General features: G+C 71.2%; 23 protein-coding genes. 14 read left to right on the top strand and 9 right to left on the bottom strand.

Translation table 11 applies throughout. The features are described 5' to 3' along the window. Positions 1 to 17 precede the first annotated feature (17 nt). The 4 genes from ABGB14_RS19600 to ABGB14_RS19615 all read left to right on the top strand — a co-directional run bounded on the left by ABGB14_RS19600 (position 18) and on the right by ABGB14_RS19615 (position 4120). On the top strand, positions 18 to 1670 hold the full coding sequence (locus ABGB14_RS19600) for a potassium/proton antiporter (RefSeq protein WP_347645132.1): 1653 nt from the start codon (positions 18 to 20) through the stop codon (positions 1668 to 1670). After that, the gene (locus ABGB14_RS19605; RefSeq protein WP_347645133.1) at positions 1640 to 1831 is read left to right on the top strand and encodes a hypothetical protein; all 192 of its coding nucleotides are present in this window, start codon (positions 1640 to 1642) and stop codon (positions 1829 to 1831) included. The genes ABGB14_RS19600 and ABGB14_RS19605 overlap by 31 nt, the downstream gene beginning before the upstream one ends. 94 nt (positions 1832 to 1925) lie before the next feature. Continuing rightward, positions 1926 to 3356, top strand: a complete 1431-nt coding sequence (purB, locus tag ABGB14_RS19610) for an adenylosuccinate lyase (protein WP_347645134.1) — start codon at positions 1926 to 1928, stop codon at positions 3354 to 3356. Next, positions 3353 to 4120 carry a GNAT family N-acetyltransferase gene (locus tag ABGB14_RS19615; protein WP_347645136.1) on the top strand — a complete coding sequence of 256 codons (768 nt, stop codon included), beginning with the start codon at positions 3353 to 3355 and terminating at the stop codon, positions 4118 to 4120. The genes purB and ABGB14_RS19615 overlap by 4 nt, the downstream gene beginning before the upstream one ends. 90 nt (positions 4121 to 4210) lie before the next feature. On the opposite strand, the gene ABGB14_RS19620 is transcribed toward ABGB14_RS19615, so the two are convergent. The 5 genes from ABGB14_RS19620 to ABGB14_RS19640 form a co-directional block, all read right to left on the bottom strand. Beyond that, entirely contained in the window at positions 4211 to 4717 is a 507-nt protein-coding gene (locus ABGB14_RS19620) for a MerR family transcriptional regulator (protein ID WP_347645137.1), read from the bottom strand. Between the two features lie 24 nt (positions 4718 to 4741). Beyond that, positions 4742 to 5089 carry a hypothetical protein gene (locus ABGB14_RS19625; RefSeq protein ID WP_347645138.1) on the bottom strand — a complete coding sequence of 116 codons (348 nt, stop codon included), beginning with the start codon at positions 5087 to 5089 and terminating at the stop codon, positions 4742 to 4744. 69 nt (positions 5090 to 5158) lie between these two features. Further along, positions 5159 to 5767: a TetR/AcrR family transcriptional regulator gene (locus tag ABGB14_RS19630; RefSeq protein ID WP_347645139.1), complete on the bottom strand. Its 609-nt coding sequence runs from the start codon at positions 5765 to 5767 to the stop codon at positions 5159 to 5161. 59 nt (positions 5768 to 5826) lie between these two features. After that, positions 5827 to 6702, bottom strand: a complete 876-nt coding sequence (locus ABGB14_RS19635; RefSeq protein ID WP_347645140.1) for an SDR family oxidoreductase — start codon at positions 6700 to 6702, stop codon at positions 5827 to 5829. 2 nt (positions 6703 to 6704) lie between these two features. Next, entirely contained in the window at positions 6705 to 7958 is a 1254-nt protein-coding gene (locus ABGB14_RS19640) for an MFS transporter (protein WP_347645142.1), read from the bottom strand. Between the two features lie 80 nt (positions 7959 to 8038). Between ABGB14_RS19640 and ABGB14_RS19645 the strand changes: the two genes are divergently transcribed. Both ABGB14_RS19645 and ABGB14_RS19650 read left to right on the top strand, forming a co-directional pair. After that, positions 8039 to 8938: a LysR family transcriptional regulator gene (locus tag ABGB14_RS19645; RefSeq protein ID WP_347645143.1), complete on the top strand. Its 900-nt coding sequence runs from the start codon at positions 8039 to 8041 to the stop codon at positions 8936 to 8938. A 95-nt stretch (positions 8939 to 9033) separates the two neighbouring features. Next, positions 9034 to 10077, top strand: coding sequence for a DUF4037 domain-containing protein (locus tag ABGB14_RS19650; RefSeq protein ID WP_347645144.1), 1044 nt, complete (start codon positions 9034 to 9036; stop codon positions 10075 to 10077). Positions 10078 to 10123: 46 nt separating this feature from the next. Here the strand turns inward: ABGB14_RS19650 and ABGB14_RS19655 are convergent, their stop codons facing one another. The 3 genes from ABGB14_RS19655 to ABGB14_RS19665 are packed head-to-tail and all read right to left on the bottom strand — an operon-like array spanning position 10124 to position 12011. Continuing rightward, positions 10124 to 10903 carry an SRPBCC domain-containing protein gene (locus tag ABGB14_RS19655; RefSeq protein ID WP_347645145.1) on the bottom strand — a complete coding sequence of 260 codons (780 nt, stop codon included), beginning with the start codon at positions 10901 to 10903 and terminating at the stop codon, positions 10124 to 10126. Next, complete coding sequence (locus ABGB14_RS19660) at positions 10900 to 11205, bottom strand: metalloregulator ArsR/SmtB family transcription factor (protein WP_347645146.1); 306 nt, start codon at positions 11203 to 11205, stop codon at positions 10900 to 10902. The genes ABGB14_RS19655 and ABGB14_RS19660 overlap by 4 nt, the downstream gene beginning before the upstream one ends. Before the next feature lie 50 nt (positions 11206 to 11255). Next, the gene (locus ABGB14_RS19665) at positions 11256 to 12011 is read right to left on the bottom strand and encodes a MerR family transcriptional regulator (RefSeq protein ID WP_347645148.1); all 756 of its coding nucleotides are present in this window, start codon (positions 12009 to 12011) and stop codon (positions 11256 to 11258) included. 99 nt (positions 12012 to 12110) lie between these two features. On the opposite strand from ABGB14_RS19665, the gene ABGB14_RS19670 reads away from it, so the two are divergent. From ABGB14_RS19670 to ABGB14_RS19690, 5 genes are all read left to right on the top strand, one after another. Further along, on the top strand, positions 12111 to 13295 hold the full coding sequence (locus ABGB14_RS19670; RefSeq protein ID WP_347645149.1) for an OmpA family protein: 1185 nt from the start codon (positions 12111 to 12113) through the stop codon (positions 13293 to 13295). 199 nt (positions 13296 to 13494) lie between these two features. Continuing rightward, entirely contained in the window at positions 13495 to 13680 is a 186-nt protein-coding gene (locus ABGB14_RS19675; protein ID WP_347645151.1) for a DUF5999 family protein, read from the top strand. Continuing rightward, positions 13677 to 14096, top strand: coding sequence for an ATP-binding protein (locus tag ABGB14_RS19680; protein ID WP_347645152.1), 420 nt, complete (start codon positions 13677 to 13679; stop codon positions 14094 to 14096). Before ABGB14_RS19675 ends, ABGB14_RS19680 begins: the two co-directional genes overlap by 4 nt. 70 nt (positions 14097 to 14166) lie before the next feature. Continuing rightward, a complete protein-coding gene (locus ABGB14_RS19685; protein WP_347645153.1) occupies positions 14167 to 15141 on the top strand; it encodes an FkbM family methyltransferase in 975 nt (324 codons plus the stop codon). A 143-nt stretch (positions 15142 to 15284) separates the two neighbouring features. Further along, positions 15285 to 17645: a LuxR C-terminal-related transcriptional regulator gene (locus tag ABGB14_RS19690; protein ID WP_347645155.1), complete on the top strand. Its 2361-nt coding sequence runs from the start codon at positions 15285 to 15287 to the stop codon at positions 17643 to 17645. Between the two features lie 23 nt (positions 17646 to 17668). On the opposite strand, the gene ABGB14_RS19695 is transcribed toward ABGB14_RS19690, so the two are convergent. After that, complete coding sequence (locus ABGB14_RS19695) at positions 17669 to 18136, bottom strand: hypothetical protein (RefSeq protein WP_347645156.1); 468 nt, start codon at positions 18134 to 18136, stop codon at positions 17669 to 17671. A 154-nt stretch (positions 18137 to 18290) separates the two neighbouring features. On the opposite strand from ABGB14_RS19695, the gene ABGB14_RS19700 reads away from it, so the two are divergent. The 3 genes from ABGB14_RS19700 to ABGB14_RS19710 all read left to right on the top strand — a co-directional run bounded on the left by ABGB14_RS19700 (position 18291) and on the right by ABGB14_RS19710 (position 21640). Then, a complete protein-coding gene (locus ABGB14_RS19700) occupies positions 18291 to 18686 on the top strand; it encodes a nuclear transport factor 2 family protein (RefSeq protein WP_347645157.1) in 396 nt (131 codons plus the stop codon). Positions 18687 to 19149: 463 nt separating this feature from the next. Continuing rightward, on the top strand, positions 19150 to 19404 hold the full coding sequence (locus tag ABGB14_RS19705; RefSeq protein ID WP_347645158.1) for a hypothetical protein: 255 nt from the start codon (positions 19150 to 19152) through the stop codon (positions 19402 to 19404). 529 nt (positions 19405 to 19933) lie between these two features. Further along, positions 19934 to 21640, top strand: a complete 1707-nt coding sequence (locus ABGB14_RS19710) for an enoyl-CoA hydratase-related protein (protein WP_347645159.1) — start codon at positions 19934 to 19936, stop codon at positions 21638 to 21640. The last annotated feature ends 7 nt before the right edge of the window (positions 21641 to 21647 follow it).

A 21647-nucleotide genomic window follows, 5' to 3' on the forward strand; every position in this document is an offset into this window, starting at 1 on the left:
GCCTTCGAGGTGCCGCGATGAGCCTGCAGCAGTTGTACGCGGCGCTGCTCGCCGGCGGGGTCGTCCTGCTGGCGGGTATCGCCGCGGCGCGTACGGCGAGCAGGCTGGGTCTGCCTGGCCTGCTGCTGTTTCTCGCGCTCGGCGTGCTGCTCGGTGAGGACGTCCTCGGGATCGATTTCGATGATGCCGGGCTGGCGCAGACGCTCGGCACCTCGGCTCTGGCGATCATTCTCATCGAGGGTGGGCTGAGCACGCGGTGGAGCGATCTGCGGCGGCTGGTGTTGCCGTCGGCGTTGCTGGCCACGGCGGGGGTGGCGGTGAGCGTCGTGGTCACGGCGGCGGGCGCTCATTTCCTGTTGGGGATGAACTGGCAGCTGGCGTTGTTGCTGGGCGCGATCGTGTCGTCCACGGACGCGGCCGCGGTGTTCTCGGTGTTGCGGTCGCTGCCGCTGCCGCGCAGGGCTGCGGGTTTGGTGGAGGCCGAGTCCGGGTTCAACGACGCTCCCACCGTGATCCTGGTGCTGGTGTTCAGCACCGCCGCCGTCGACCTGCCGGGTCCGGTGGCCGTGGCGGGGCAGATCGCGTACCAGCTGGTGGCGGGGGCGTTGATCGGGTTGCTGATCGGCTGGGTGGGGACGGCGGCGCTGCGGTATGTGGCGTTGCCCGCCACGGGGCTGTACCCGCTGGCGACTCTGGGGCTCGGTGTGATCGCTTTCGCCGCGGCGGGGGGTGCGGGCGCGTCCGGTTTCATGGCCGCGTATCTGGCGGGCATCGTGCTGGGCAACGCGGTCCTGCCGCATCGCGCCGCCACGCGTTCCTTCGCGGAGGGTGTGGGGTGGCTGGCCCAGATCGGCTTGTTCGTCATGCTCGGTCTGCTGGTCGACCCGAGCGAGCTGGGTGGCGCGGTGTTGCCGGCCGTCGTCGTCGGCCTGGTGCTGTTGCTGGTGGCCAGGCCCGTGTCGGTGGTCGCCTGCCTGCTTCCGTTCCGTTCGGGCTGGCGGGAGCAGGCGTTCATCTCCTGGGCGGGGTTGCGGGGTGCGGTGCCGATCGTGCTGGCGACCTTTCCCATCGTCGCGGCCGTGCCCGGCAGTCAGCAGCTGCTGAACATCGTGTTCGTGCTGGTGGCGCTGTTCGTCCTGGTCCAGGGGCCTGTGCTGCCGGTGGTGGCCAGGGTGCTGGGCATCACTCAGCCCGGCCAGGCCAGGGAGGTGAGCATCGAGGCCGCGCCGCTGGACGTGCTGGGCGCCGATCTGCTCACGCTGACGATTCCGCCCGGTTCCCGCCTGCACGGGGTGGAGATCTTCGAACTGCGCCTGCCCGCGCCTTCGAACGTCGTACTGATCATTCGCGACGGCGACACCATCGTCCCCGAGCCCGTCACGTTGTTGCGGGAGGGCGACGACGTGCTCATCGTCACCACCAGCGCCGCCCGTGTGCAGGTCGAGCGGCGCCTGCGCGCGGTCGCGCGGCGGGGCCGGCTGGCCCATTGGTACGGGGAGCGCGGCGACATCGACACCGATCCCGGCCGAGCGGCCGTCACGAAAGGAGAACCCGTTCAGTGGACATCACTCACACGACCGTCCCCGGCAGCGGCATCGTCCACCACTACGACACGAGGCGAGGAGATCACATCGGCGTTATGGTCTTCGACGACGGGCGGCGCGCCCTGATGGTCTACGACCGGGCCGATGCCGATACGGCGTCGCATGTGGTGGAGCTGGACGACGACGAGGGCGACTGGGTCGCCGAGCTGCTGCACAGCCGTTCGCTGGCTGATCGGCTGACGACCGTGGAGCGGCGGCTGGCCGAGCTGACCGGCAAGCGCGTGTGATGCCGGGTGGCCGGACACCGTCGGGGTGTTCGTGCCGGGCGCGCGGGCCCCTGCGCGCCCGGCGGGGGCCGGCGTGTGAATACACTTGTCGAACGTGACTGCCAAGCCGCGTATCCCCGATGTCCTGGCCGCTCGTTATGCCTCGCCCGAGCTGGCTCGCCTGTGGTCCGCCGAATACAAGATCGTCGCTGAGCGGCGGTTGTGGCTGGCGGTGCTGCGCGCCCAGGCCGAGCTGGGCGTTGCGGTGCCCGAGGAGGCCATCGCCGATTATGACAAGGTGGTCGAGCAGGTCGATCTGGGTTCGATCGCGGCGCGCGAGCGGGTGACCCGGCACGACGTCAAGGCGCGCATCGAGGAGTTCAACGCGCTGGCCGGGCACGAGCAGGTGCACAAGGGCATGACGTCGCGGGACCTGACGGAGAACGTCGAGCAGTTGCAGGTGCGTGACAGCCTTCTGCTGGTGCGCGACCGGACGGTGGCGCTGCTGGCCCGGCTGGCCCGTCTGGCTGTGGAGCATCAGGCCACGGTGGTCGCCGGCCGTTCGCACAACGTGGCCGCGCAGGCTACTACTGTGGGCAAGCGTTTCGCGACGGCGGCCGACGAGCTGCTGGTGGCCTACCGGCGGCTGGAGGAGCTGATCGGCCGCTATCCGCTGCGCGGGGTCAAGGGTCCGGTGGGCACGGCCCAGGACATGCTCGACCTGCTGGGCGGCGACCGCGGGAAGCTGGCCGGGCTGGAGGAGCGGGTCGCCGCCCATCTGGGGTTCGCGCACCGGTTCACCAGTGTGGGGCAGGTCTATCCGCGCTCGCTCGATTACGAGGTGGTCACCGGGTTGGTGCAGCTGGCGGCGTCGCCGTCCTCGCTGGCCAGGACGATCCGGCTGATGGCCGGGCACGAGCTGGTCACCGAGGGGTTCAAGGAGGGGCAGGTCGGCTCGTCGGCGATGCCGCACAAGATGAACACCCGTTCCTGCGAGCGGGTGAACGGCCTGGCGGTGGTGCTGCGCGGTTACGCGTCCATGGTGGGGGAGCTGGCGGGTGACCAGTGGAACGAGGGCGACGTGTCCTGTTCGGTGGTGCGCCGGGTGGCGCTGCCGGACGCGTTCTTCGCCTTCGACGGGCTGATGGAGACGATGCTGACGGTGCTGGACGAGTTCGGCGCGTTCCCCGCGGTGATCGCGTCCGAGCTCGACCGTTACCTGCCGTTCCTGGCGACGACGAAGATGTTGATGGCGGCGGTGCGCGCCGGGGTGGGGCGTGAGCAGGCGCACGAGCTGATCAAGGAGCATGCCGTGGCGGCCGCGCTGGCGATGCGCTCGCGGGGAGCCGCCAACGACCTGCTCGACCGGCTGGCCGGAGACGAACGGTTCCCGCTCGGCCGCCCGGCGCTGGAGGAGCTGCTGGCCGACCGGGTGTCGTTCACGGGGGCGGCCGGCGACCAGGTGACGGCGGTCGTGCGGCAGGTGGACGAGGTCGTCGCGGAGCATCCGGAGGCGGCCGCGTACCGGCCCGGCGCCATTCTGTGATCCGCGAGCTCCGCTCCGCGGCCGAGGTGCGGGCGGCCTGCGGGGACGACGATCTGGTGGTGTGGGCGGCGCAGGGGTTGCGCGACGGCGCGCGGGCGTGGGCGTTGGGCGAGGCGGTGGTGGCGGCCTGCCCGCAGGTGTCGCGGCGGGATCGGCTCGCGGTGCGGGGTGGCGCCGTGCACGCCGCCGAGCTGGTACGCCATGCGCTGGCGGAGCTGGGCCCGTCGTACCGGCCGCTGGGCGAGGCGGCGCTGATGCGGGAGGTGACGGCCAGGCTGGACGGGCTGGAGGTGGCCGGGCGGTTCTCGTGGATGAGCCTGGAGACGGACCTTGCGGGTACGGCGGGTGCGGATGGCACGGTCGGCACGGTCGGCGATGACGGCGGGGTCGGGTGGCTGGAGGACGACGACATGGCGCAGGTCGGGTCGCTGCTGGCGGCCGAGGCGCCCTCGTCGTACGCGGTGCCCGGCCTGGCGGGGGTGCGGCGCTGGGCGGGCGTGCGGACCGGAGGGGAACTGGCTGCTGTGGCGGCCGATGCCTGGTCGGCGCCCACGGTGGGCTTGCTGGCGGGGGTGGCGACGCGGGCCCGTCATCGCGGCACGGGGCTGGCCGGCCGGGTGTGCCGGTGGGTGTCGCGGGAGCTGGTGGCGGTCTACGGGCGGGCGGCGCTCATGGTGGACGACGACAATCCGGCGGCCATCCGGGTGTACGAGCGGCTCGGCTACCGCAGGCGGCGGGTGGCGGCCTGCCGGGCGGTGGGCTGAGGGCCGTGCTGGTGTGCCTGCCGGGATTGTGGCCTTGATGGTCCTGCCGCTCGTGTCAGGTGTCCTGAGCGGTGGTGGGTGTTCACGTCGTCAGCTTTCCTCGGGGACGTCAGGGGCGCGGCTGCCGTCGGCCAGGTCGGCGAACGGCAGGGGACAGTCGGGGCAGGCGCAGTGGGTCAGGCTGTCGCAGCCCGCGCTGACCACCTGCTCCAGCGCGGTCCGGATGGTGGTCAGGCCGGCGATCTTCGCCTCGACTTCGGCGATCTTGGCTTGGGCGCGCTCGCGCAGGTCGGGGGTGGGGTGGCCGCGCCGGCCGGTGTCGAGAAGCTCGCCGACCTCCTCCAGGGTGAAGCCGAGCCGCTGCGCGGCTTTGATCACCGTGAGCAGGGTGACGGTCTCGGGCGGGTAGGTACGGTGCCCGCCGGGGCTGCGGGGCGGTTCGGTGATCAGCCCGCGCCGTTCGTAGTAGCGGAGCGTCTGCAGGTTGACCCCGGCCTGCTCGGCGACCTGCCCGCTGCGCAGATAGGCGCCGATGGGCGCCTCCACCGGTTGCGCGCCCCCGTTCTCCAGCAGCTCCTCACGTGTGATGCGCTCCATCACCAGCTCCTCTCCCGGTCGCGTTCACGCCGGCGCCGTCGCACCGGCGCGCTCGGTCAGCGCGTCCAGCACCTTGGCGTGCTCGTCCGGGACCGTCACCTCCAGTGCCAGGCTGCCGTCGGCGATGGTCAGGGTGAAGGTGAAGAAGGAGCAGCAGCCGTTCTCCCGCGTGGCCAGTTCGGCGGCCCGGGCGGCGTCGTCCGGGTTGAAGGCGAGCTCCAGCCGCAGCCGCGTCCGCTCCGGCCGCGCGACTGCCCGGACCGCGCCGGCGAGCAAGGCGTCGAACTCGGCCACCCGCAACGGCTGCTCGGCGGTGGGCAGGGTGCACGCGGAGGGAGCCCATCCCAGGTCACGGTGGACGTTCTGTGTCATACCTCGACGGTAAGCCTGTACCTGGGTACCGGATGCAAGCCCGACGCTCCTTTCAGGAAGGCGGAGGAGTCATCGAGGTGAGCCGCAAGGGCCGGTCCGGGCGGCGGCGGACAGCAGGGTGAGCGCGGCTTGGCGGGCGTGCTCACCCGCGCCGGTCCCGTCCTGATGCGCGGCGACGACGGTGGCGCCCTCGACCAGCATGAGCAGCTGCCGTCCCAGCAGATGTGGTTGGGCTGCTCCGGCGCGGTCGGCGATGCCGGTCAAGAGCTCCAGGTAGCGGTCGAGATGGCGCCTGGTGATGGCGCGAACGGCCTCGACATGGTGCTGGGCGGCCGCGTTCAGCATCGCGCAGCCGCGGAAGACCGGGTCGTCGTACCACTGCTGCAGGGCGTCGAACAGTGCGGCGAGCTGGTCCCGGGGATCGTCCCCGGCAGCCTCGGCCGCGCTGGCCAGCCAGTGCGTCACCCGCTCGCTGCGCGCCTTGAGCACGGCCTCTACCAGCCCGTCCTTGGTGCCGAAGTGCCGGTACAGCGTCTCCTTGGACACGCCGATGCGGGCGCACAGCTCGGCGACGCCGATGCCGTCGAGCCCGCGCTCGTACAGCACCGCGGTTGCCGCGTGGAGGATGGTGGCGCGCGTGCGCTCCGGGTCGAGCGTCGAGCCTTTGGGAACCGGCATACCCAGATGGTACCGGGCGGTTCGATTGACGGCCGGGCCTCCGGGGCCGTACAGCAGGATCAGGTCTGGGTGAACGCTGCGGCGTGGTCGCGGACGAAGTCGGCGATGTCGCGGGGAGGGCGGCCGAGAACGGTGGCCACCGCGTCGGTGGCGCCGTCTTGCCAGCCGGAGGCATACGCCTGCGCGTACTCCTCCAGCATGTCGACGATCCACCGCGGAACGCCGTAGCCGAGCAGCGTCTTGCGCCTGGCGTCGTCGCTGACCGGCAGGTAGGCGATGGGCCTGCCCAGAGCGCGGCTCAACGCGTCCGCCACCTCGTCGAACGTCAGCGAGCGCGGGCCGGTGAGGGTGTAGGTCTGGCCGTGGTGGCGGTCGGGGCCGTCGAGGAGCACGCGGGCGGCGCACTCGGCGATGTCGCGTACGTCGATCATGCCGAGCCGGGCCGCGGCCATGTTCAGCGAGAACGTGCCGGTGGAGGAGATGGAGCCCGCCTCGTTCAGCAGGTTCTGCATGAACCAGTGCGGGCGCAGGATGGTCCAGCGCATGCCGCACCGTTCGATCTCCCGGTCCGACAGCGCGTGCAACCTGCCGCTGCGGTTGGGCGCGTCGTGCGCCGCGCCGACCACCGACAGCCGGACGATGCGCTCCACCCCGGCCTGGCGGGCGGCCCACACGGCGTTCATGCTGTTCTCGGGAGCGCGCGGGCCGTTCGGGGTGAGCAGCCACAGGTCGTGGACGCCCTCGAAGGCGGGCGGCAGCGACCGGGCGTCGTCGAGGTCGCCGACGAAGACCTCGGCTCCCCGCTCCCGCAGGCCGTGGGCCCTGGACCCGTCGCGGACGAGGGTACGAAGGCCGGCGTCGGCTCCTTCCAGCGCGTTCATCAGTGCGGTGGACACGGTTCCCGTCGTCCCGGTGATCAACACGGTGCGTGACACGTTCATTCTCCTTCGGTAGAGCCGGCCGGCGCCGGGTGAGCCGCGGGCCGCAGGGCTCGCCCGGCAGCGCGGCTGGTGGTGATGCCTTCCAGGGCCCACAGCACGAGGGTCCCGGTCGAGAGGGCGGCGCCCAGGACGCACACGCCGGTCCAGCCGCCGTGCACCCAGGCCACCGAGGTCAGCGCGGAGCCCATCGCGCCGCCGACGAAGAAGGAGGTCATGAACGCGGAGTTGATCCGGTTGCGGGCCTCCGGCCGGAGCGCGTAGACGACGTTCTGGCTGCTGTTGAGCACCGCCTGGTGCGCCAGATCCAGCACGATCACGCCGGCGAGCAGCCATATCACGGAGCGCGCCCCGGCGGCGATCGCCAGCCAGGACACCGCCAGCAGAACCGTCCCCGCGCCGGTCACGATCTGGACGAGTCCGCGGTCGGCCAGCCGCCCGGCCACCGTGGCGGTCAGCGCACCGGCGACGCCGACAAGACCGAACAGGCCGATGGCGGACTCCGTCCACTCGTACGGCGACCCCGCCAGCAGGAACGTCAGCGCCGTCCACAGCACGCTGAAGGACGCCAGGCTCAGGGCGCCGATGCCCGCCCGCCAGCGCAGCAGCGGCTCGTACCGGAACATCGCCACCGTCGAGCGCAGCAGTTCCGGGTAGGTCAGGCGCCCGCCGTGGTCGCCGAGTCGGGGCAGGAAGATCCGCAGCAACACGGCCGTCAGCGCCATCAGGACCGCGTTCACCCAGTAGACCGTCCGCCAGCCGCCCAGCTCCGACAGCGTTCCTGAGGCGGTGCGCGCCAGCAGCAGGCCGAGCATCAACCCGGTCATCACGGTGCCGACCACCCGGCCCCGCTCGGCCGGGGCCGCCAGCGTCGCCGCGAACGGCACCACGACCTGCGCTCCGACCGAGGCCAGCCCGGTCAGGGCCGTGCTCACCAGGAGCACCGTGCCATCGGCCGCGGTGGCCGACACCAGCAGGAACACCGCGGTCGCCGCGTAGAGCGCCACGGCGAGCCGCCGCCGCTCCATGAGGTCGCCGAGGGGCACCAGCAGGATCAGCCCCAGCGCGTACCCGGCCTGCGCGGCCGTCACCGTCAGCGCCGCCAGCGAGGGCCCGACGCCCAGCTCCTGGCCGATCAGGTCGAGCAGCGGCTGCGCGAAGTAGTTGCCCGCGACAGCCAGCCCGGTCGCCACCGACATGAGCAGGAGCAACCCGGGCGACAGGCCGCCGGAACGGTGAGGTGTCGTCGTCATGCGTCCCAGCGTCGAGGACGACCTATCCATGAGTCCAATGCATGTTTGTCATTAGATCCATCGTGCTTCACGATGGATGGATGGAGCTTCAGCAGATGCGCTACGTCGTCGCCGTCGCCGAGACGAGCAACTTCACCCGCGCCGCCGAGCAGTGCCTGGTCGTGCAGTCAGCGCTGAGCCATCAGATCGCGCGGCTGGAGCGCGAGCTGGGCGCCAAGCTGTTCGACCGCACCAGCCGCCGCGTCCGGCTGACCCCGGCGGGCGAGGCGTTCCTCCCCGCCGCCCGCCAGGCTCTCGACGCCGCCGAGCGGGCCAGGGCCGAGGTGGCAGCCGCCGCGGGCGAGATCCGCGGCCGGCTCGCCATCGGCGCCATCCCCACCGTCACGGCGGTCGACCTGCCGGTCACGCTGCGGCGATTCCACCTGCGCCACCCGGAGGTGCGGATCAGCCTCCGTTCCGGCGCCAGCGAGGAGTTCGTCGAACGGGTGCGCCAGGGCACGCTGGACGTCGCTTTCCTGGGGCTTCCCCCGGGCGTCCGGCCCAAGAACGTCCGCGGCCGCGAGCTGGCACGCGGCGACCTCGTCGCCGTGGTCGCGCCCGGCCACCCGCTGGCCGGCGAGGAGCGGGTGAGGCTGCGCAGGCTGGCCGACGAGCCGTTCGTCGACTTCCCCGCGGGCACCGCAGGCCGGATCCAGTCGGACGAGGCCTTCGCGGCGGCCGGGGTGGCGCGCGAGGTCGCCTTCGAAGTGTCGACCCCCGACTTCATGGCTCGCCTGATCCGGCAGGGCCTGGGGATCGGGATGCTGCCGGCGGCCTTCGTGTCCCAGCTCCCCGACCTGCCCGTCGTCCGGCTCAGCGACGCTCCTGCCCGCGCGGAGCACCTCATCTGGAGCCGGCACCAGCCCTCTCCCGCGGCCGCGGCCTTTCTGTCCGCGCTGGGCGTCTCGCCGCTGCCGGCCGAGACGGGCCCCGGCCCGTGAGCCGCCGGCACGCCGTGCTGAGGGCGGCGGCACGAACTGGGGTGCGGAAAATTGGGGTGAGGTTACGGCGGCGCTGGTGCACAGTGGACGGCGTGATGTCCGATTTTGTACCTGGTATTGAGCTGTCGCGGGCCTTCTATCGCGACGTGGTGGCGCCGCTGATCCCCGGGGTCACGCACAGCGCCGCGCTGATCGGGCCGGGCTCGGAGGTGCTGGAGTTCGACACCGCCCGCTCCACCGACCACGACTGGGGGCCGAGGGTGCTGCTGTTCGTGCCGGGCGAGCAGGTGGCCGAGGTGCGGGCGGCGGTGGAGGCGGGCCTGCCGGACCGGTTCGGCGGGTTCCCGACGGTGTTCGCCTATCACGGGCAGGTGCGCTCCGGGGTGACGGTGACGGAGCCGGGGGAGTGGCTGGCCGGGCGGCTGGGATTCGACCCGAGGCAGGGGGTGTCGCTGCTGGACTGGCTGTCGGCGCCGTGGCAGAGCCTGGCGGAGGTGACGTGCGGCGAGGTCTTCCACGACGGGCTGGGGGAGCTGGGCGGGCTGGAGACGGCCAGGGCGGCGCTGAGCTGGTATCCCGATGATGTGTGGCGCTACGTCCTGGCCTGCCAGTGGCGGCGGATCGCGCAGGAGGAGCCGTTTCCTGGCCGGTGCGGCGAGGTGGGCGACGAACTGGGGTCGGCCGTGGTGGGAGCGCGGCTGGCGCGGGAGGTGATGCGGCTGGCGCTGCTGCTGCGGCGGCGCTACCCGCCGTACGCCAAGTGGCTCGGCAGCGCGCTGGCGCGGATGCCGGGCTCGACCGAGCTGGGGGAGTCGCTGGGGGCGGCGCTGGCGGCCCGGTCATGGCGTGAGCGCGAGGCGGCGCTGGCGGCGGCGTACGCGCGGGTGGCGGCGCTGCAGAACCGCACGCGGCTGGCCGGATGGCTGGATGAGGAGGTGCGCGGGTTCTACGACCGGCCGTTCCAGGTGATCGACGGGGACCGGTTCGCCGATGCGCTGATGGCGTCGGTGACGGACCCGGTGATCAAGGGATTGCCGGTGGTCGGGTGCGTGGATCAGCTGTCGGATTCGACGGACCTGCTGGTGGCGCCGGGCAGGGCGCGGGCCGCGGCGGCCGCGGCCCTGCACCTCGGCACGTGACCATCGCAAGCGGGCGCCCCTCTCAGTGCCCCCGTCAGTGCCCCCGTCAGTCGATCAGGGCCGCGGCGAGCTTCTCGACGTGCACGCGCCAGGCGTCGCGCGCGGACGGGTCGCCGGTGTGGGTGATGATGAGGCGGGCGCCGTGGCCGGTGCCCGCCGCCAGCTCCCACCGCACGTGGCCGCCGGGGGCGTCGTATTCGAGGAGCTTGCCGCTCTCGACGCGCGTGACCGCGCCTTCGGCGAGGGCGGGCGGGGTGAACGGGGCCGGGGGCGGGCCGCCCGGCGTGGCCTGGTCGCCGTCGAGCCGCCGCCACAGGTGGTCGGCGGGCCGGGTGAGCTGGCGTTCGACGCGTACGGTGTCGCCGTCGGTGGTGGCGCAGGTCAGGCCGAGGATGGCGACGTAGTGCTCGTGCAGGGGAGCGCTGTCGCCGGGCGGGCTGACGGGGCGCTCGTCGAGGTGGGCGAGCATGGCCATGAGGCAGGTGTGCCATCCGGCGGCGAAGCTGGCGGCGCCGTGGTGGTCGGTGAAGGTGTGGGTGAAGGTGAGCAGCGTGGCGTCGCCGTCGGGGTGGAGCTCCCAGCGCAGCTCGTCCTCGCCCCAGGTGTGGGCGAAGACGTGGGGCGGGTCGTTCTCGGTGATGCGGCCGTCGGGGCCGAAACCGTAGGCGATGCGGTCGCCGTCGATGGTGACCTCGGCGGGGAACCAGGCGGCCATGTGCTCGGGCCGGGTGATGGCGCGCCAGACCTTGCCGGGCGGGTGGGGGAGGCGGCGCTGCAGGCGCAGGGTGGTGCGGCCGTCGGGGTGCAGGGTGAGGGTCTCGTTCATGAGTCGTCCATGGTGTCGAGGTGGTCTTCGAGCAGGTCCAGGGAGTGGTTCCAGAGCCTGCGGTAGGGGGTGAGCCAGGCGTCGATCTCGGCGAGGGGCTGGGGGCGGAGTTCGTACCAGCGGCGTTGGGCGTCCTTGCGGACGGCGACGAGGCCGGCCTCACGCAGGGCCCGCAGGTGTTTGCTGGTGCCGGGCTGGGTGAGGCCGAGGTGGTGGGTGAGTTCGCCGACGAGGTGAGGGCGTTGCAGGAGCAGGTCGAGGATCTGGCGTCGTGCGGGGTCGGCCAGCACGTCGAAGCGCATGGCGGCGAATATACCCGCCCAGCTATATACCCGCAAGTGCATGTACGCGGTCAGGCGCGGCGGGCGTTGGCGTGGACGGCCTGGCGGAAATAGCCCGCCAGGCCGGGAACCACATCCTCGAAGGTGGCGCGGAAGCGAGGGTCGTCGACGTACAGCTCACCCAGACACCGGTGGAGCTCGGTCGTGCAGGTGTAGAACCAGCGGCTGATGTGACCGCGGTGGCGTTCGGCGAGGTCCATGGCGTGTTCGCCGTCGGCGGGCAGACCGGCCTTGAAGGCGGCGACGAGGTCGCCGGTGATGGCGGCCGCCTCGGCCCTGAGCTCCAGCCAGTCGGCCTTGGTGTAGGAGGCCACGCGGCGGCGGCTTTCCGCGTACGCCTCGGTGTCGCCCCAGCGGCGTACGACTTCCGGTTCGTGGTCCTCGGGCCGGAAGTCGCCGAACACCTCGAAGCGCTCCTCGGGCGTGAGGGCGAGGTCCAGGGTGTGGGCCTGCATGGAGCGTTCGACGGCGGCGATGACCTCGCGCAGGCGTTCGACCTTACGGGTGAGGAGCTCGTGCTGGCGGCGCAGATGGGTGAGCTCGTCGGCGTGGGGCGCGTCGAGGATGACGGCGATCTCGTCGAGGCCGAAGCCGAGCTCGCGGTAGAGCAGGATCTGCTGCAGGCGGACCAGGTCGGCGTCGGTGTAGCGGCGGTAGCCGGCGCGGGTGCGCTCGCCGGGGGCGAGCAGGCCGACCTCGTCGTAGTGGTGCAGGGTGCGCACGGTGATGCCGGCGAGCCGGGCGACCTGCCCTACGGAGAAGCTCATGGTCCCACCTTGCCGGGTGACGCCGGGTGAGGGTCAAGCCCGCCGGGGACGCGCGACGCTATGCACATCCTGAAGGTGCATCCCGTACCGTCGGGGGCCATGACCGATCGGTTGATCCGTACGAGCAGCCGGCTCCTCCTCCCGGTGGTCGCGCTCGCGCTGGCGTCCTGCAGCCTCTCCCACACCGGCGGCAGCGGGGAGGAGCGCCAGCCGCCGGCGTCGGCGTCGCGGAGCACCGCCTCGGCCGCCACGACGCCGCCGGGCGCTCCGGCCACGCCGTCCCCCACGGGCCCAGAACCGTCGAGCTGCCCGAACGGCGAGCTGATCCCGGCCGTGGAGGTGCCGGCGGTGCACGCCGACCCGGTGGTCGTACCTGAGGCGAAGGTCGGGGGAGAGGTCGTCCCCGCCGTCACCATCCCGGGCGTGGACATCCCCGCCGTCCGCATTCCCGCCCAGTGCACCGAGGTGGCCCCGGCGCCCGGCGGCTGCCTGGGGGCCGCGTCCATCCCGCCGGTGTCGATCCCCGCCGTACGGATCCCGCCGGTCGAGATTCCCGGCGTGGACGCGGGCGGGATCAAGCTCGACCCGGTGCGCGCGGAGGGCGTCTCGGCCCCGGCACAGAGCGCGCAGGGCGTGTCGACCCCCGAGGTGTGCCAGGCCGAGCCCAAGGACGGCGGCGTGGTGCCGTTCGTGATCCGCCCCTTCGTCATCCGGCCTTTCGTCATCCGCCCGTTCGTGATCCGTCGTTCGATCATCCGGCCGGAGGGCTGCAACGCGCGGCGGGAGTGCGTCCCCGCGGTCGAGGTGCCCGCCGTGGAGGCGCCCGGGGTCGAGGTGCCGGGGGCGGAGATCCCGGGAGCGGAGCTGAAGGGGTACGAGGTCGGCAGGAGCCAGGTGTTCGAGGGGAAGGACTCGATCGCGTTCGCCCTCGAAGCCGACGTGCTGTTCGACTTCGACAGCGCCGACATCAAACCGTCCGCGGCCGCCGAGCTGGAAAAGGTCGCGCGGCGGCTGGCGGAGGAGGCCGGCGACGGGGTGACCATTCACGTCGACGGGCACACAGACGCCAAGGGAGACGTCGCGCACAACCAGCCGCTGTCGGAGCGGCGGGCCCGGGCGGTCGCGGACTGGCTGGCCGCCGAAGGAGGGCTGCCGGAAGCGCGGCTCGTGGCGCGGGGCTTCGGGGAGTCGAAACCCGCCGCGCCGAACACGACGGCGGGCGGCTCGGACAATCCGGCAGGCCGGGCCAAGAACCGCCGGGTGGTGATCTCGGCGCGGACATGAGCGCCTGCCCGCGTCGTGGCGGTGTCGCGGGGCGTCTCCGGGGATGCCATGGTGGGGATGAGCTGGGGATTCGGGTACCTACCTACGTGGAAATAGGTACTCGTATGGGGATTTTTCACCTCTTTCTTGGGTGGGTGGAGGAACCAAACTGGTCACATGAGCTCAATCCGCTGAGAAGCGGGAAGCGAGGATCGAAGTCATGTGCCAGCACCAGCCACCATGTCCCCCCGCGGACGCCGCCGGCCGCGAGGCCGCGCGCCTCGTGGCATACCACCCCGAGCAGGGATGGGGTCTGCTGTGCAACGGGGTCGTCTTCTTCGACGACACCGGCGAACTGCTGCCCGACGGCCGCAGCGTCGTCCCCTGCGCCGGGCGGGCGGCATGAACGCGACCGCGACGTGGACCCTGCCGCCACGACACGCTTCCGTGCCGCGCGCCCGCCACGCCGTGCGCGCGCAACTGCTCGCCTGGGGCCTGCCACACGGCAGCGAAGCCGCCGAACTGCTGGTCAGCGAACTCGTCACCAACGCCGTACGCCACGCCCGCGGCCCCATCCGGCTGCGCCTGTCGCTCACCGGCGACCTGCTGCACTGCGAGGTCGAGGACACCAGCCCCGACCTGCCCCACCTGCGCCCGGCGGGCCACGACGACGAGAGCTCACGCGGCCTGCACCTGGTGGAGGCCATCGCCTCCGGCTGGGGCAGCACCCGCACCCGGCGCGGCAAGCGCGTCTGGTTCGACCTGCCGCTCCCGCAACAGGCCGACGACGACGCCCTGACCCTCGAGGCGCAGGCCTGCTGACCGCCCACCCGGCCGCACCAATCCCGGGCATCGGCGCCCATCAGGCCGCCGACTGCACCAGACTCACACCATGACCTCCAGCAAACACCTCCGCAAGAAAGCCGCCATCACGGTCATGCGAGCGGCCAGAGCCGCCAACCGCAGCAAAATCACCCGCACCCTGCTACGCGGCCGAAGCGTCCGCCGCCTCCCCCTGGTCAACCGCCTCTACCACACCGTTTTCCGGCTCGGCGTCACCACCTCCGGCCACGACCCCGAAGCCCACTACCGCGGCGTCGTGCTCACCGGCCCCGCCTGGGACGCCACCATCATGCCCTCGGTCTCGGCCGGCTACTACGAAGAATTCGAAGTCACCCTGTACGAACGACTCGCCGCCGCCAGCCGCACCATCCTCGACATCGGCGCCAACATCGGCGTCTACGCCTGCACCGGCGCCACCCGCCTACCGCCCGACGGCACCCTGATCGCCTTCGAACCCGTCCCCGAGAACATCGGCTACCTGCGCCGCAACGTCGACCGCAACCACCTCACCACCCGCGTCACCATCGAACCGATCGCCGTGGGCGCCACACCCGGCGACCTCACCGTGCACCTGTCAGGCGAGCAGTCCGGCAAACACTCCGCCGCCGCGGCCAACGTCGGCACCCCCGCAGGCGCCGTCACCATCCCCATGACCTCCATCGACACCTACCTCGCCCGCCACGACCTCCCCCCACCCGACATCATCAAGATCGATGTCGAAGGCTACGAAGGCTTCGTCCTGCACGGCGCCGCCGAAACCCTCACCGCCCAGCCCACCCTGCTGTTCGAACTCCACCCCCAGCTCCAGGCCAACTGCGGCTGCTCCGCCGGCGAACTGCTCGACCTCGTCTTCGCCCACTACCCCTGGGTCTTCGTCGTCGACGAACTCGACAACGCCCTGCGGCCCGCCACCCGCGACAGCCTGGACGCCCCGGACGCCATCGGCCTCTACCGCTCCAACCTCGTGGCGATCGGCCGGCAACACCACCTCGACGCCCTGCGCCCCTGGCACGCCAGCCCATGAACCACGCCACCGCCATGAAAGGGTCAAAACCCGGCCACGGGCCCTCGGCCACGCACCCGGCACCAGCGGCCGGCACATACGGTGGGTTACGGCGACACGGCTCCGGCGCCACGCGAACCCGCCGGCCGGTCGCCCCACACACCATGACAGCGGTGACGACCACCACCTCCAGGGAGCAGCGAACGAACAGGCTCCCGGCAGAGGTGACCAGCTTCATCGGACGCCGGCACGAAATGGCCGACGTCAAGCGACTCCTGGCCGCATCCAGAGCCGTCACCCTCACCGGCGTCGGCGGCGTCGGCAAGACCCGCCTGGCCCTGCGCATCGGCCAGGACCTGCGCCGCTCCTTCCGCGACGGCGTATGGCTCGTCGAACTCGCCTCCCTGCACCAGCCCGCCATCCTCGCCGAAAGCGTCGTCGAAGCCCTCGAGATCCGCGGCCACACCGCCGCACCCCCCGTGCAGGTCCTCATCGACCACCTGCACGACAAGCAGGCCCTGCTCATCCTCGACAACTGCGAACACCTCGTGCACGAATGCGCCGTCCTCGCAGAGACCCTGCTGCGCGCCGCCGGCGACCTGCGCATCCTCGCCACCAGCCGGCAAGCGCTCGGCATCGCCAGCGAACAGGCCGTACCCGTGCCACCCCTGTCACTGCCCGACGGCAGCACCGCCCGCCCCACCCTCGACGCCCTCAAACAAGGCGACGCCGTCCGCCTGTTCGCCGAACGCGCCCGAGCCGTCCTGCCCACCTTCGCCGTCACCGAGGACAACCGCGACGTCGTCACCCGCATCGTCCGCCGCCTCGACGGCCTGCCCCTGGGCATCGAACTCGCCGCCGTCCGGCTGCGCGCCCTGTCGGCACAGCAACTGCTCGACCGGCTCGACGACCGATTCCGCCTGCTCAACGCCGGATCGCGGGCAGAACTACCCCGCCACCAGACACTACGAGCCCTCATCGATTGGAGCTACGCACTGTGTTCGGACAAAGAACGACTCCTGTGGGAACGGGCCTCAGCCTTCGCCGGAGGCCTGGACCTGGAAGCGGCCGAGACGATCTGCTCCGGCCGCGGCATCAACCCCCACGACGTCGTCGACCTGGTGATCGGCCTGGTCGACAAGTCCGTACTGATTCGCGAAGACCACCCATCCGGCGTCCGCTACCGGATGCTGGACACCCTGCGCGCCTACGGCCGCGAACGCCTGACCGCCTCCGGCCACGACGACTGGCTGCGCGAACGGCACGCACGTTATTACCGCGACCTGGCCGCACGGGCCCGAGCGGACCTGTTCGGCCCCCGGCAGGTGCACTGGCTCACCCGCCTGCACCTCGAACACGCCAACCTGCGCACCGCCCTGGAAGAGTCCTACAACGGACCGGACGGCGCGCCCACCGGCCTGACCATGGCCACCGACCTGCTCTATCACTGGACCACCAGTTATTACCTGGCTGAAGGCCGGCGCTGGCTGGACCACGGACTCAACACCGACGACGTCCCCGACGACGTCCGCGCCCGCGCCCTGTGGGCCGGCGGCTGGCTGGCCATCATCCAGGCCGACAAACCCGCCGCCACCACCATGCTGCACGCCAGCCGCCGCGCGGGGGAGCGGCTGCACAACCAGCACGTCCTCGGCTACGTCGCCCTGTTCTCCGGCATGATCGCCATGTGGGAGAACCGCACCGCCGACGCCGTCACCCTGTACGAGCAGGCCCTGGCCAAGCACCGCGCCAGCGGCGACCCCGCCGGCACGGCACTGTCACTCATCCGGCTGACACTGGCCCGCTCCTACACCGGCGACACCGCCTCCGCCATGGCCGCGGGGGAGGAGTGCCTGGCCCTGTGCGAAAACCACCACGAAAGCTGGCACCGCGCGTACGCCATGATGGCGCTGGGCGTCGAGGTGTGGCGCCAAGGAGACCTCCGGCGCGCCACCGACCTCGAACAACAGGCACTGGTGGTCACCCGCGGCCTGGGCGACTCCCTGGGCATCGGCATCACCCTCGAAGCGCTGGCCTGGATCGCCACCTCACAACGCCGCCACCAGCACGCCGCACGCCTGCTGGGCATCCTGCAGACGGTGTGGGCGTCCGTCGGCGCGCCCCTGTCCGGATACGGGCACCTGGCCGGCTACCACGACGCCTGCGAGGAAGAAACCCGCAAAGCGCTGGGGGAGACGGCGTTCGACACGGCCGTACGGCGCGGCGCCCGCATGCCGCTCGACGAGGCGCTGGCCTACGTCCTGAAAGAGGAACCGCCCAGCGGCCGCGACGACGGCAGCGAGCGGCGCGCCCGGCTGACCCGCCGCGAAAGCGAGATCGCCCAGCTCGTCGCCCGCGGCCTGACCAACAAGGAGATAGCCGCCTCGCTCGTCATCTCACAGCGCACCGCCGAAGGCCACATCGAGCACATCCTGACCAAACTGGGCTTCAGCTCCCGCTCCCAGATCGCCGTATGGGTGGGAGAACGCACCAGAGCCGGCGACAACACCGCACCGGGGGAGTGAAACCGCGACCCGCGCCCAACCCGTCAATGCACGTGACCGCCGCCGGAAGGCAGCTCGAACCACGCCACCTGCCCGGAAACACCCCAGCAACAGGCCAGCCGGGCCAGCAGCGACTGGTGCGGCGCAGGACCCGGCCGCGTCCCGGGACCGGCGAAGACGGCCGTCACCTCGCAACGCAGCAACCCGTCGTCCACCCGCAGCGCCAGCCTGATCCGGCCGCCGCAGCGGCGCAACGCGTCGGCGACGAGCTCACCCACGAGCAACTCGGCCGCCTCCGCCTGCCGCTGCAGGCCCCACGCCGACAGCCGCGCCGTGACCAGGCGACGGGCGGCGGGCACCGCCGACGGCCGCGCCGACAACAACCACGACACCTCGCGATCCGGCCCCGCCCACCCGGTGCGCACGGCCAGCGCGTCGGCCATGGCCAGAAGCGCGTTACGGGAGGGGAGGCGTACGACGGGCGTCCTCGGGTCGCTTCCTCGCCGGTCCATGGCACGCAACGTCGGTTCCTCTCCCTCGGGGGCTGGTGAGCGGTCCTCACGTAGCTTGCCGCCGCACCACCAACCACAAGACGGGAGAAATACCTATATGGGTACCTATTGGGTGCTACGCAGGCGGCAACCCCAACCCACCACAATGAACACCATGAACACCCGCACCGCTGCCCAACGCTTCGCCGACACCTGGCAACACGGCTGGACCCACCACGACACCGACGCCATCATCGCCCTCTACCACGACGACGCCGTCCACACCAGCATGCCCTTCCGCCCACCCCACCAGGGCAAACACGCCATCGCCGACTACATCACCTGGTCATTCAGCAGCGAAACCGACCCCCACGTCACCTTCGCCACACCCCTCGTCGACGGCGACCAGGCCGCCATCGAATTCCAGGTCCACGCCCTCGACAACGGCCGGCCCACCACCCTCGCAGGCTGCGTACTCGTCCACTTCGACCCCGACGGACTCGCCGTACGCACCCGCGACTACTGGCACACCACCGACCGCCACCCCGACCCAGAAAACCCAGCGAGCTAACGCGCCACCCGAACCGGCCTTGCAGCGACCGGCCGCGACACCGGCCGCGACGGCACCGGAGCCGCCTGCGGTTGAGGACGCGCCACCCGCTGCGCCGCCTCCTCCTCGGCACGCCGCTCGGCGCACCCACCCCCGCAGTAGCCGTTCGACACGATCAGCCGCCCCCGCAACGCCGTGTACGCCTCCTTACCCGAAGCGGGCAGAACCCCCTGACACACCTGGCATAACACCGACTGGCTCCCCACATGCTGCTCCTCTCGCGGCGCGAATAGCAGAATCCCCACATTAAGCGCGTCAACCCCACCGGGGAAGCGAATCGACAGGCCGTCAAGCCCGCCCGTCAAACCCGCGGGGGACGTCCCCCCAGCCCCGTGGATCCCTCCTCTACTTGACATAATGTTCATTATCGAGCAACTACGAGAGCGGCCCGACTAAACCGTTTCCTCCCGGGAAGACGCCTCCCATGTCACCCCTGGAGGTCACCACCCCGAGCCTCATCGCCCTGTCGGCCGTCCTCGCCGCCGCGGTCATCTGGTTGATCATCTGGGCCGTCCGGCTCACCAGGCGCCCGCGCAACCGGCCCAATCCCAGCATGGATCTTGTGGATCAGGCGCGGGAGCTCAAGGCGCTCGGCCAGATCCGCGAGGCCGTGTTTCTCGTACGCGGTGAGACCGGCATGAGCCAGCGGGCCGCCTCGCGTTTCGTCAACCGGCTGTAGGTCCGTGCCCTTCCGGGCGCCCGTGCGGATCCGTGTCCGATACCCGACAGAACAGGGATTCTGTTTGGTATCGGGTGTTGTGTCCTGGTTTCGTGCTGCATGTTCCCTGGTCAGCAGGCAGGCAGGGTCCGGCCGTGCGCCGGGGTTCTCCCGTGGCCCCGGCCGGTCCGTGTACGGGCGGCTCGTGCGGGGGTCCGCGCCGCCGCGTCCCGTCGCGAGGGCGCTCGGCCCCGCTCCCCTGCTCGCGGCGGGAGCGCGGCCCGCTCCCCCGGGATGATCGCCGAGGGTGCGCTCACGTCGCAGAGCGTGATGTTTGTGGGCAAATGGGATTTATCGGCGCTGGTCAGCCGGGGTTTTTGCGGCGAAGTGTCAGCGGTGGTGTGAGTTTCGTGTCAGCATCGATGGCATGTATGGGTTATATGGGACGGACTTTAATGTCCGAGACCGGTGGGTTCACCCGTCCGGCTGAGTCCGGTCCCCCGTGCCCGTGCGTCGTGTCGTCTCCCCTTGTCCGGAAAGAAGTACCGCGTTGCGTATCTTGCTGCTCTGCTCCGCGTTCAATGGCCTGACCCAGCGTTCCTGGCTTGCTTTGCGGCGTGAGGGTCATGAGGTGAGTGTCGAGCTGGCCGTCTCTGAGCAGGCCATGGTGGAGGCGGCCGAGCTGGCGAAGCCGGATCTGGTGATCTGCCCGTTCCTGAAGGAGCGGGTGCCGGCGGCGTTGTGGCAGGGGCACCGTACGGTGATCATCCATCCTGGTCCTCCTGGGGATCGTGGGCCGTCGTCGCTGGATTGGGCGATCGTGGACGCCGAGCCTGAGTGGGGGGTGACGGCGTTGCAGGCGGTGGAGGAGATGGACGCGGGTCCGATCTGGGGGTATCGGATGTTCGCGATGCCGGCGGAGCCGCCGCGTAAGTCGGCGTTGTACAACGGGCCGGTGGCCGATGCGGCGGTCGAGCTGGTGGTGGAGGTGGCGGGGAAGGCGGCGGACGCGTCGTTCGTGCCGGTGCCGCTGGATTATCGTTCGCCTGAGGTGCGGGGGCGGTTGCGGCGGGCGATGCGGCATGCGGATCGGGAGTTTTCCTGGTCGGAGTCGAGTGAGGAGATCGTGCGCCGGGTGCGGGCGGCGGATGGGTCGCCGGGTGGGCGGACGGTGTTGTGCGATCTTCCGGTGCGGGTGTTCGACGTGTACCGGGGTCCGGAGTTGCCGGATGGGGTGCCGGGTGAGGTGGTGGCGCGGCGTGAGGGGGCCGTGCTGGTGTGTACGGGGGACGGTTCGGTGTGGGTGGGGCATCTGCGGTTGGAGCGTGAGGGGGCGGTGAAGTTGCCGGCGGCGATGGCGTTGGGTGAGCTGGTGGCGTCGGCGCCGGAGCGGTCGGGGTACAGCGAGATCACGTATGACCGTAGTGACGGTGTGGGGGTGGTGAGTTTCGACTTCTACAACGGGGCGATGTCGACGGAGCAGTGCCGGCGGTTGGCGGCGGCGTTGCGGTATGCGGCGGCGCAGGATACGCGGGTGCTGGTGGTGCGGGGTGGGGAGGTGTTCTCCAACGGCATTCATCTGAATGTGATCGAGGCGGCGCGGCATCCGGAGTTGGAGTCGTGGATGAACATCAACGCGATCAATGCGGTGTGTCGTGAGGTGATCGGGTGTACGGGGCAGCTGGTGGTGACGTCGATGGGCGGCAATGCCGGTGCTGGTGGGGTGATGATGGGGTTGGGTGCGGATCGGGTGATCGTGCGTGAGGGTGTGGTGTTGAATCCGCATTATCGGACGATGGGGTTGTTCGGTAGTGAGTTCTGGACGTATGCGTTGCCGCGTCGGGTGGGTGCGGAGCAGGCGTTGCGGTTGACGCAGGAGGCGTTGCCGATCGGGGCGGCCGAGGCGGTGGAGCTGGGGCTGGCGGACAGGATGTTGGCGGGGCCGCGGTTGGATTTCGAGCGCCGGGTGCTGGAGTACGCGGAGCGGCTGGCGGTGGATCCGGGTTACGATCGGTTGCTGGCGGGGCGTCGGGCGGCGCGGGAGGCGGATGAGCGGCGTAAGCCGTTGGATGCGTTCCGGGCTGAGGAGCTGGCGGAGATGAGCCGGGACATGTTCGATGATCAGAATGGGTTCCGGGCGGCTCGGCGGGCGTTCGTGCACAAGGTGAAGGCTGAGGCGACGCCGGAGCATCTGGCGGTTCATCGGGGGTTGTCCGGCGCGTCGTCGGTGTCGGGCGCGGAGACATCTCATATGTGAGATATGG

This window comes from Nonomuraea sp. B10E15 (assembly GCF_039871615.1).
Lineage (GTDB): Bacteria > Actinomycetota > Actinomycetes > Streptosporangiales > Streptosporangiaceae > Nonomuraea.

Excerpts from the sequence above, each read along its gene's own strand:
- ABGB14_RS19675 (WP_347645151.1), top strand. The coding sequence starts at position 13,495 with ATGTGCCAGCACCAGCCACCATGTCCCCCCGCGGACGCCGCCGGCCGC.
- ABGB14_RS19650 (WP_347645144.1), top strand. The coding sequence starts at position 9,034 with ATGTCCGATTTTGTACCTGGTATTGAGCTGTCGCGGGCCTTCTATCGC.
- ABGB14_RS19690 (WP_347645155.1), top strand. The coding sequence starts at position 15,285 with ATGACAGCGGTGACGACCACCACCTCCAGGGAGCAGCGAACGAACAGG.
- ABGB14_RS19620 (WP_347645137.1), bottom strand. The coding sequence starts at position 4,717 with ATGGAGCGCATCACACGTGAGGAGCTGCTGGAGAACGGGGGCGCGCAA.
- ABGB14_RS19680 (WP_347645152.1), top strand. The coding sequence starts at position 13,677 with ATGAACGCGACCGCGACGTGGACCCTGCCGCCACGACACGCTTCCGTG.
- ABGB14_RS19625 (WP_347645138.1), bottom strand. The coding sequence starts at position 5,089 with ATGACACAGAACGTCCACCGTGACCTGGGATGGGCTCCCTCCGCGTGC.
- ABGB14_RS19605 (WP_347645133.1), top strand. The coding sequence starts at position 1,640 with ATGGTCTTCGACGACGGGCGGCGCGCCCTGATGGTCTACGACCGGGCC.
- ABGB14_RS19665 (WP_347645148.1), bottom strand. The coding sequence starts at position 12,011 with ATGAGCTTCTCCGTAGGGCAGGTCGCCCGGCTCGCCGGCATCACCGTG.
- ABGB14_RS19600 (WP_347645132.1), top strand. The coding sequence starts at position 18 with ATGAGCCTGCAGCAGTTGTACGCGGCGCTGCTCGCCGGCGGGGTCGTC.
- ABGB14_RS19670 (WP_347645149.1), top strand. The coding sequence starts at position 12,111 with ATGACCGATCGGTTGATCCGTACGAGCAGCCGGCTCCTCCTCCCGGTG.
- ABGB14_RS19700 (WP_347645157.1), top strand. The coding sequence starts at position 18,291 with ATGAACACCCGCACCGCTGCCCAACGCTTCGCCGACACCTGGCAACAC.
- ABGB14_RS19645 (WP_347645143.1), top strand. The coding sequence starts at position 8,039 with ATGGAGCTTCAGCAGATGCGCTACGTCGTCGCCGTCGCCGAGACGAGC.
- ABGB14_RS19640 (WP_347645142.1), bottom strand. The coding sequence starts at position 7,958 with ATGACGACGACACCTCACCGTTCCGGCGGCCTGTCGCCCGGGTTGCTC.
- ABGB14_RS19630 (WP_347645139.1), bottom strand. The coding sequence starts at position 5,767 with ATGCCGGTTCCCAAAGGCTCGACGCTCGACCCGGAGCGCACGCGCGCC.
- ABGB14_RS19655 (WP_347645145.1), bottom strand. The coding sequence starts at position 10,903 with ATGAACGAGACCCTCACCCTGCACCCCGACGGCCGCACCACCCTGCGC.
- ABGB14_RS19660 (WP_347645146.1), bottom strand. The coding sequence starts at position 11,205 with ATGCGCTTCGACGTGCTGGCCGACCCCGCACGACGCCAGATCCTCGAC.
- ABGB14_RS19695 (WP_347645156.1), bottom strand. The coding sequence starts at position 18,136 with ATGGACCGGCGAGGAAGCGACCCGAGGACGCCCGTCGTACGCCTCCCC.
- ABGB14_RS19705 (WP_347645158.1), top strand. The coding sequence starts at position 19,150 with ATGTCACCCCTGGAGGTCACCACCCCGAGCCTCATCGCCCTGTCGGCC.
- ABGB14_RS19685 (WP_347645153.1), top strand. The coding sequence starts at position 14,167 with ATGACCTCCAGCAAACACCTCCGCAAGAAAGCCGCCATCACGGTCATG.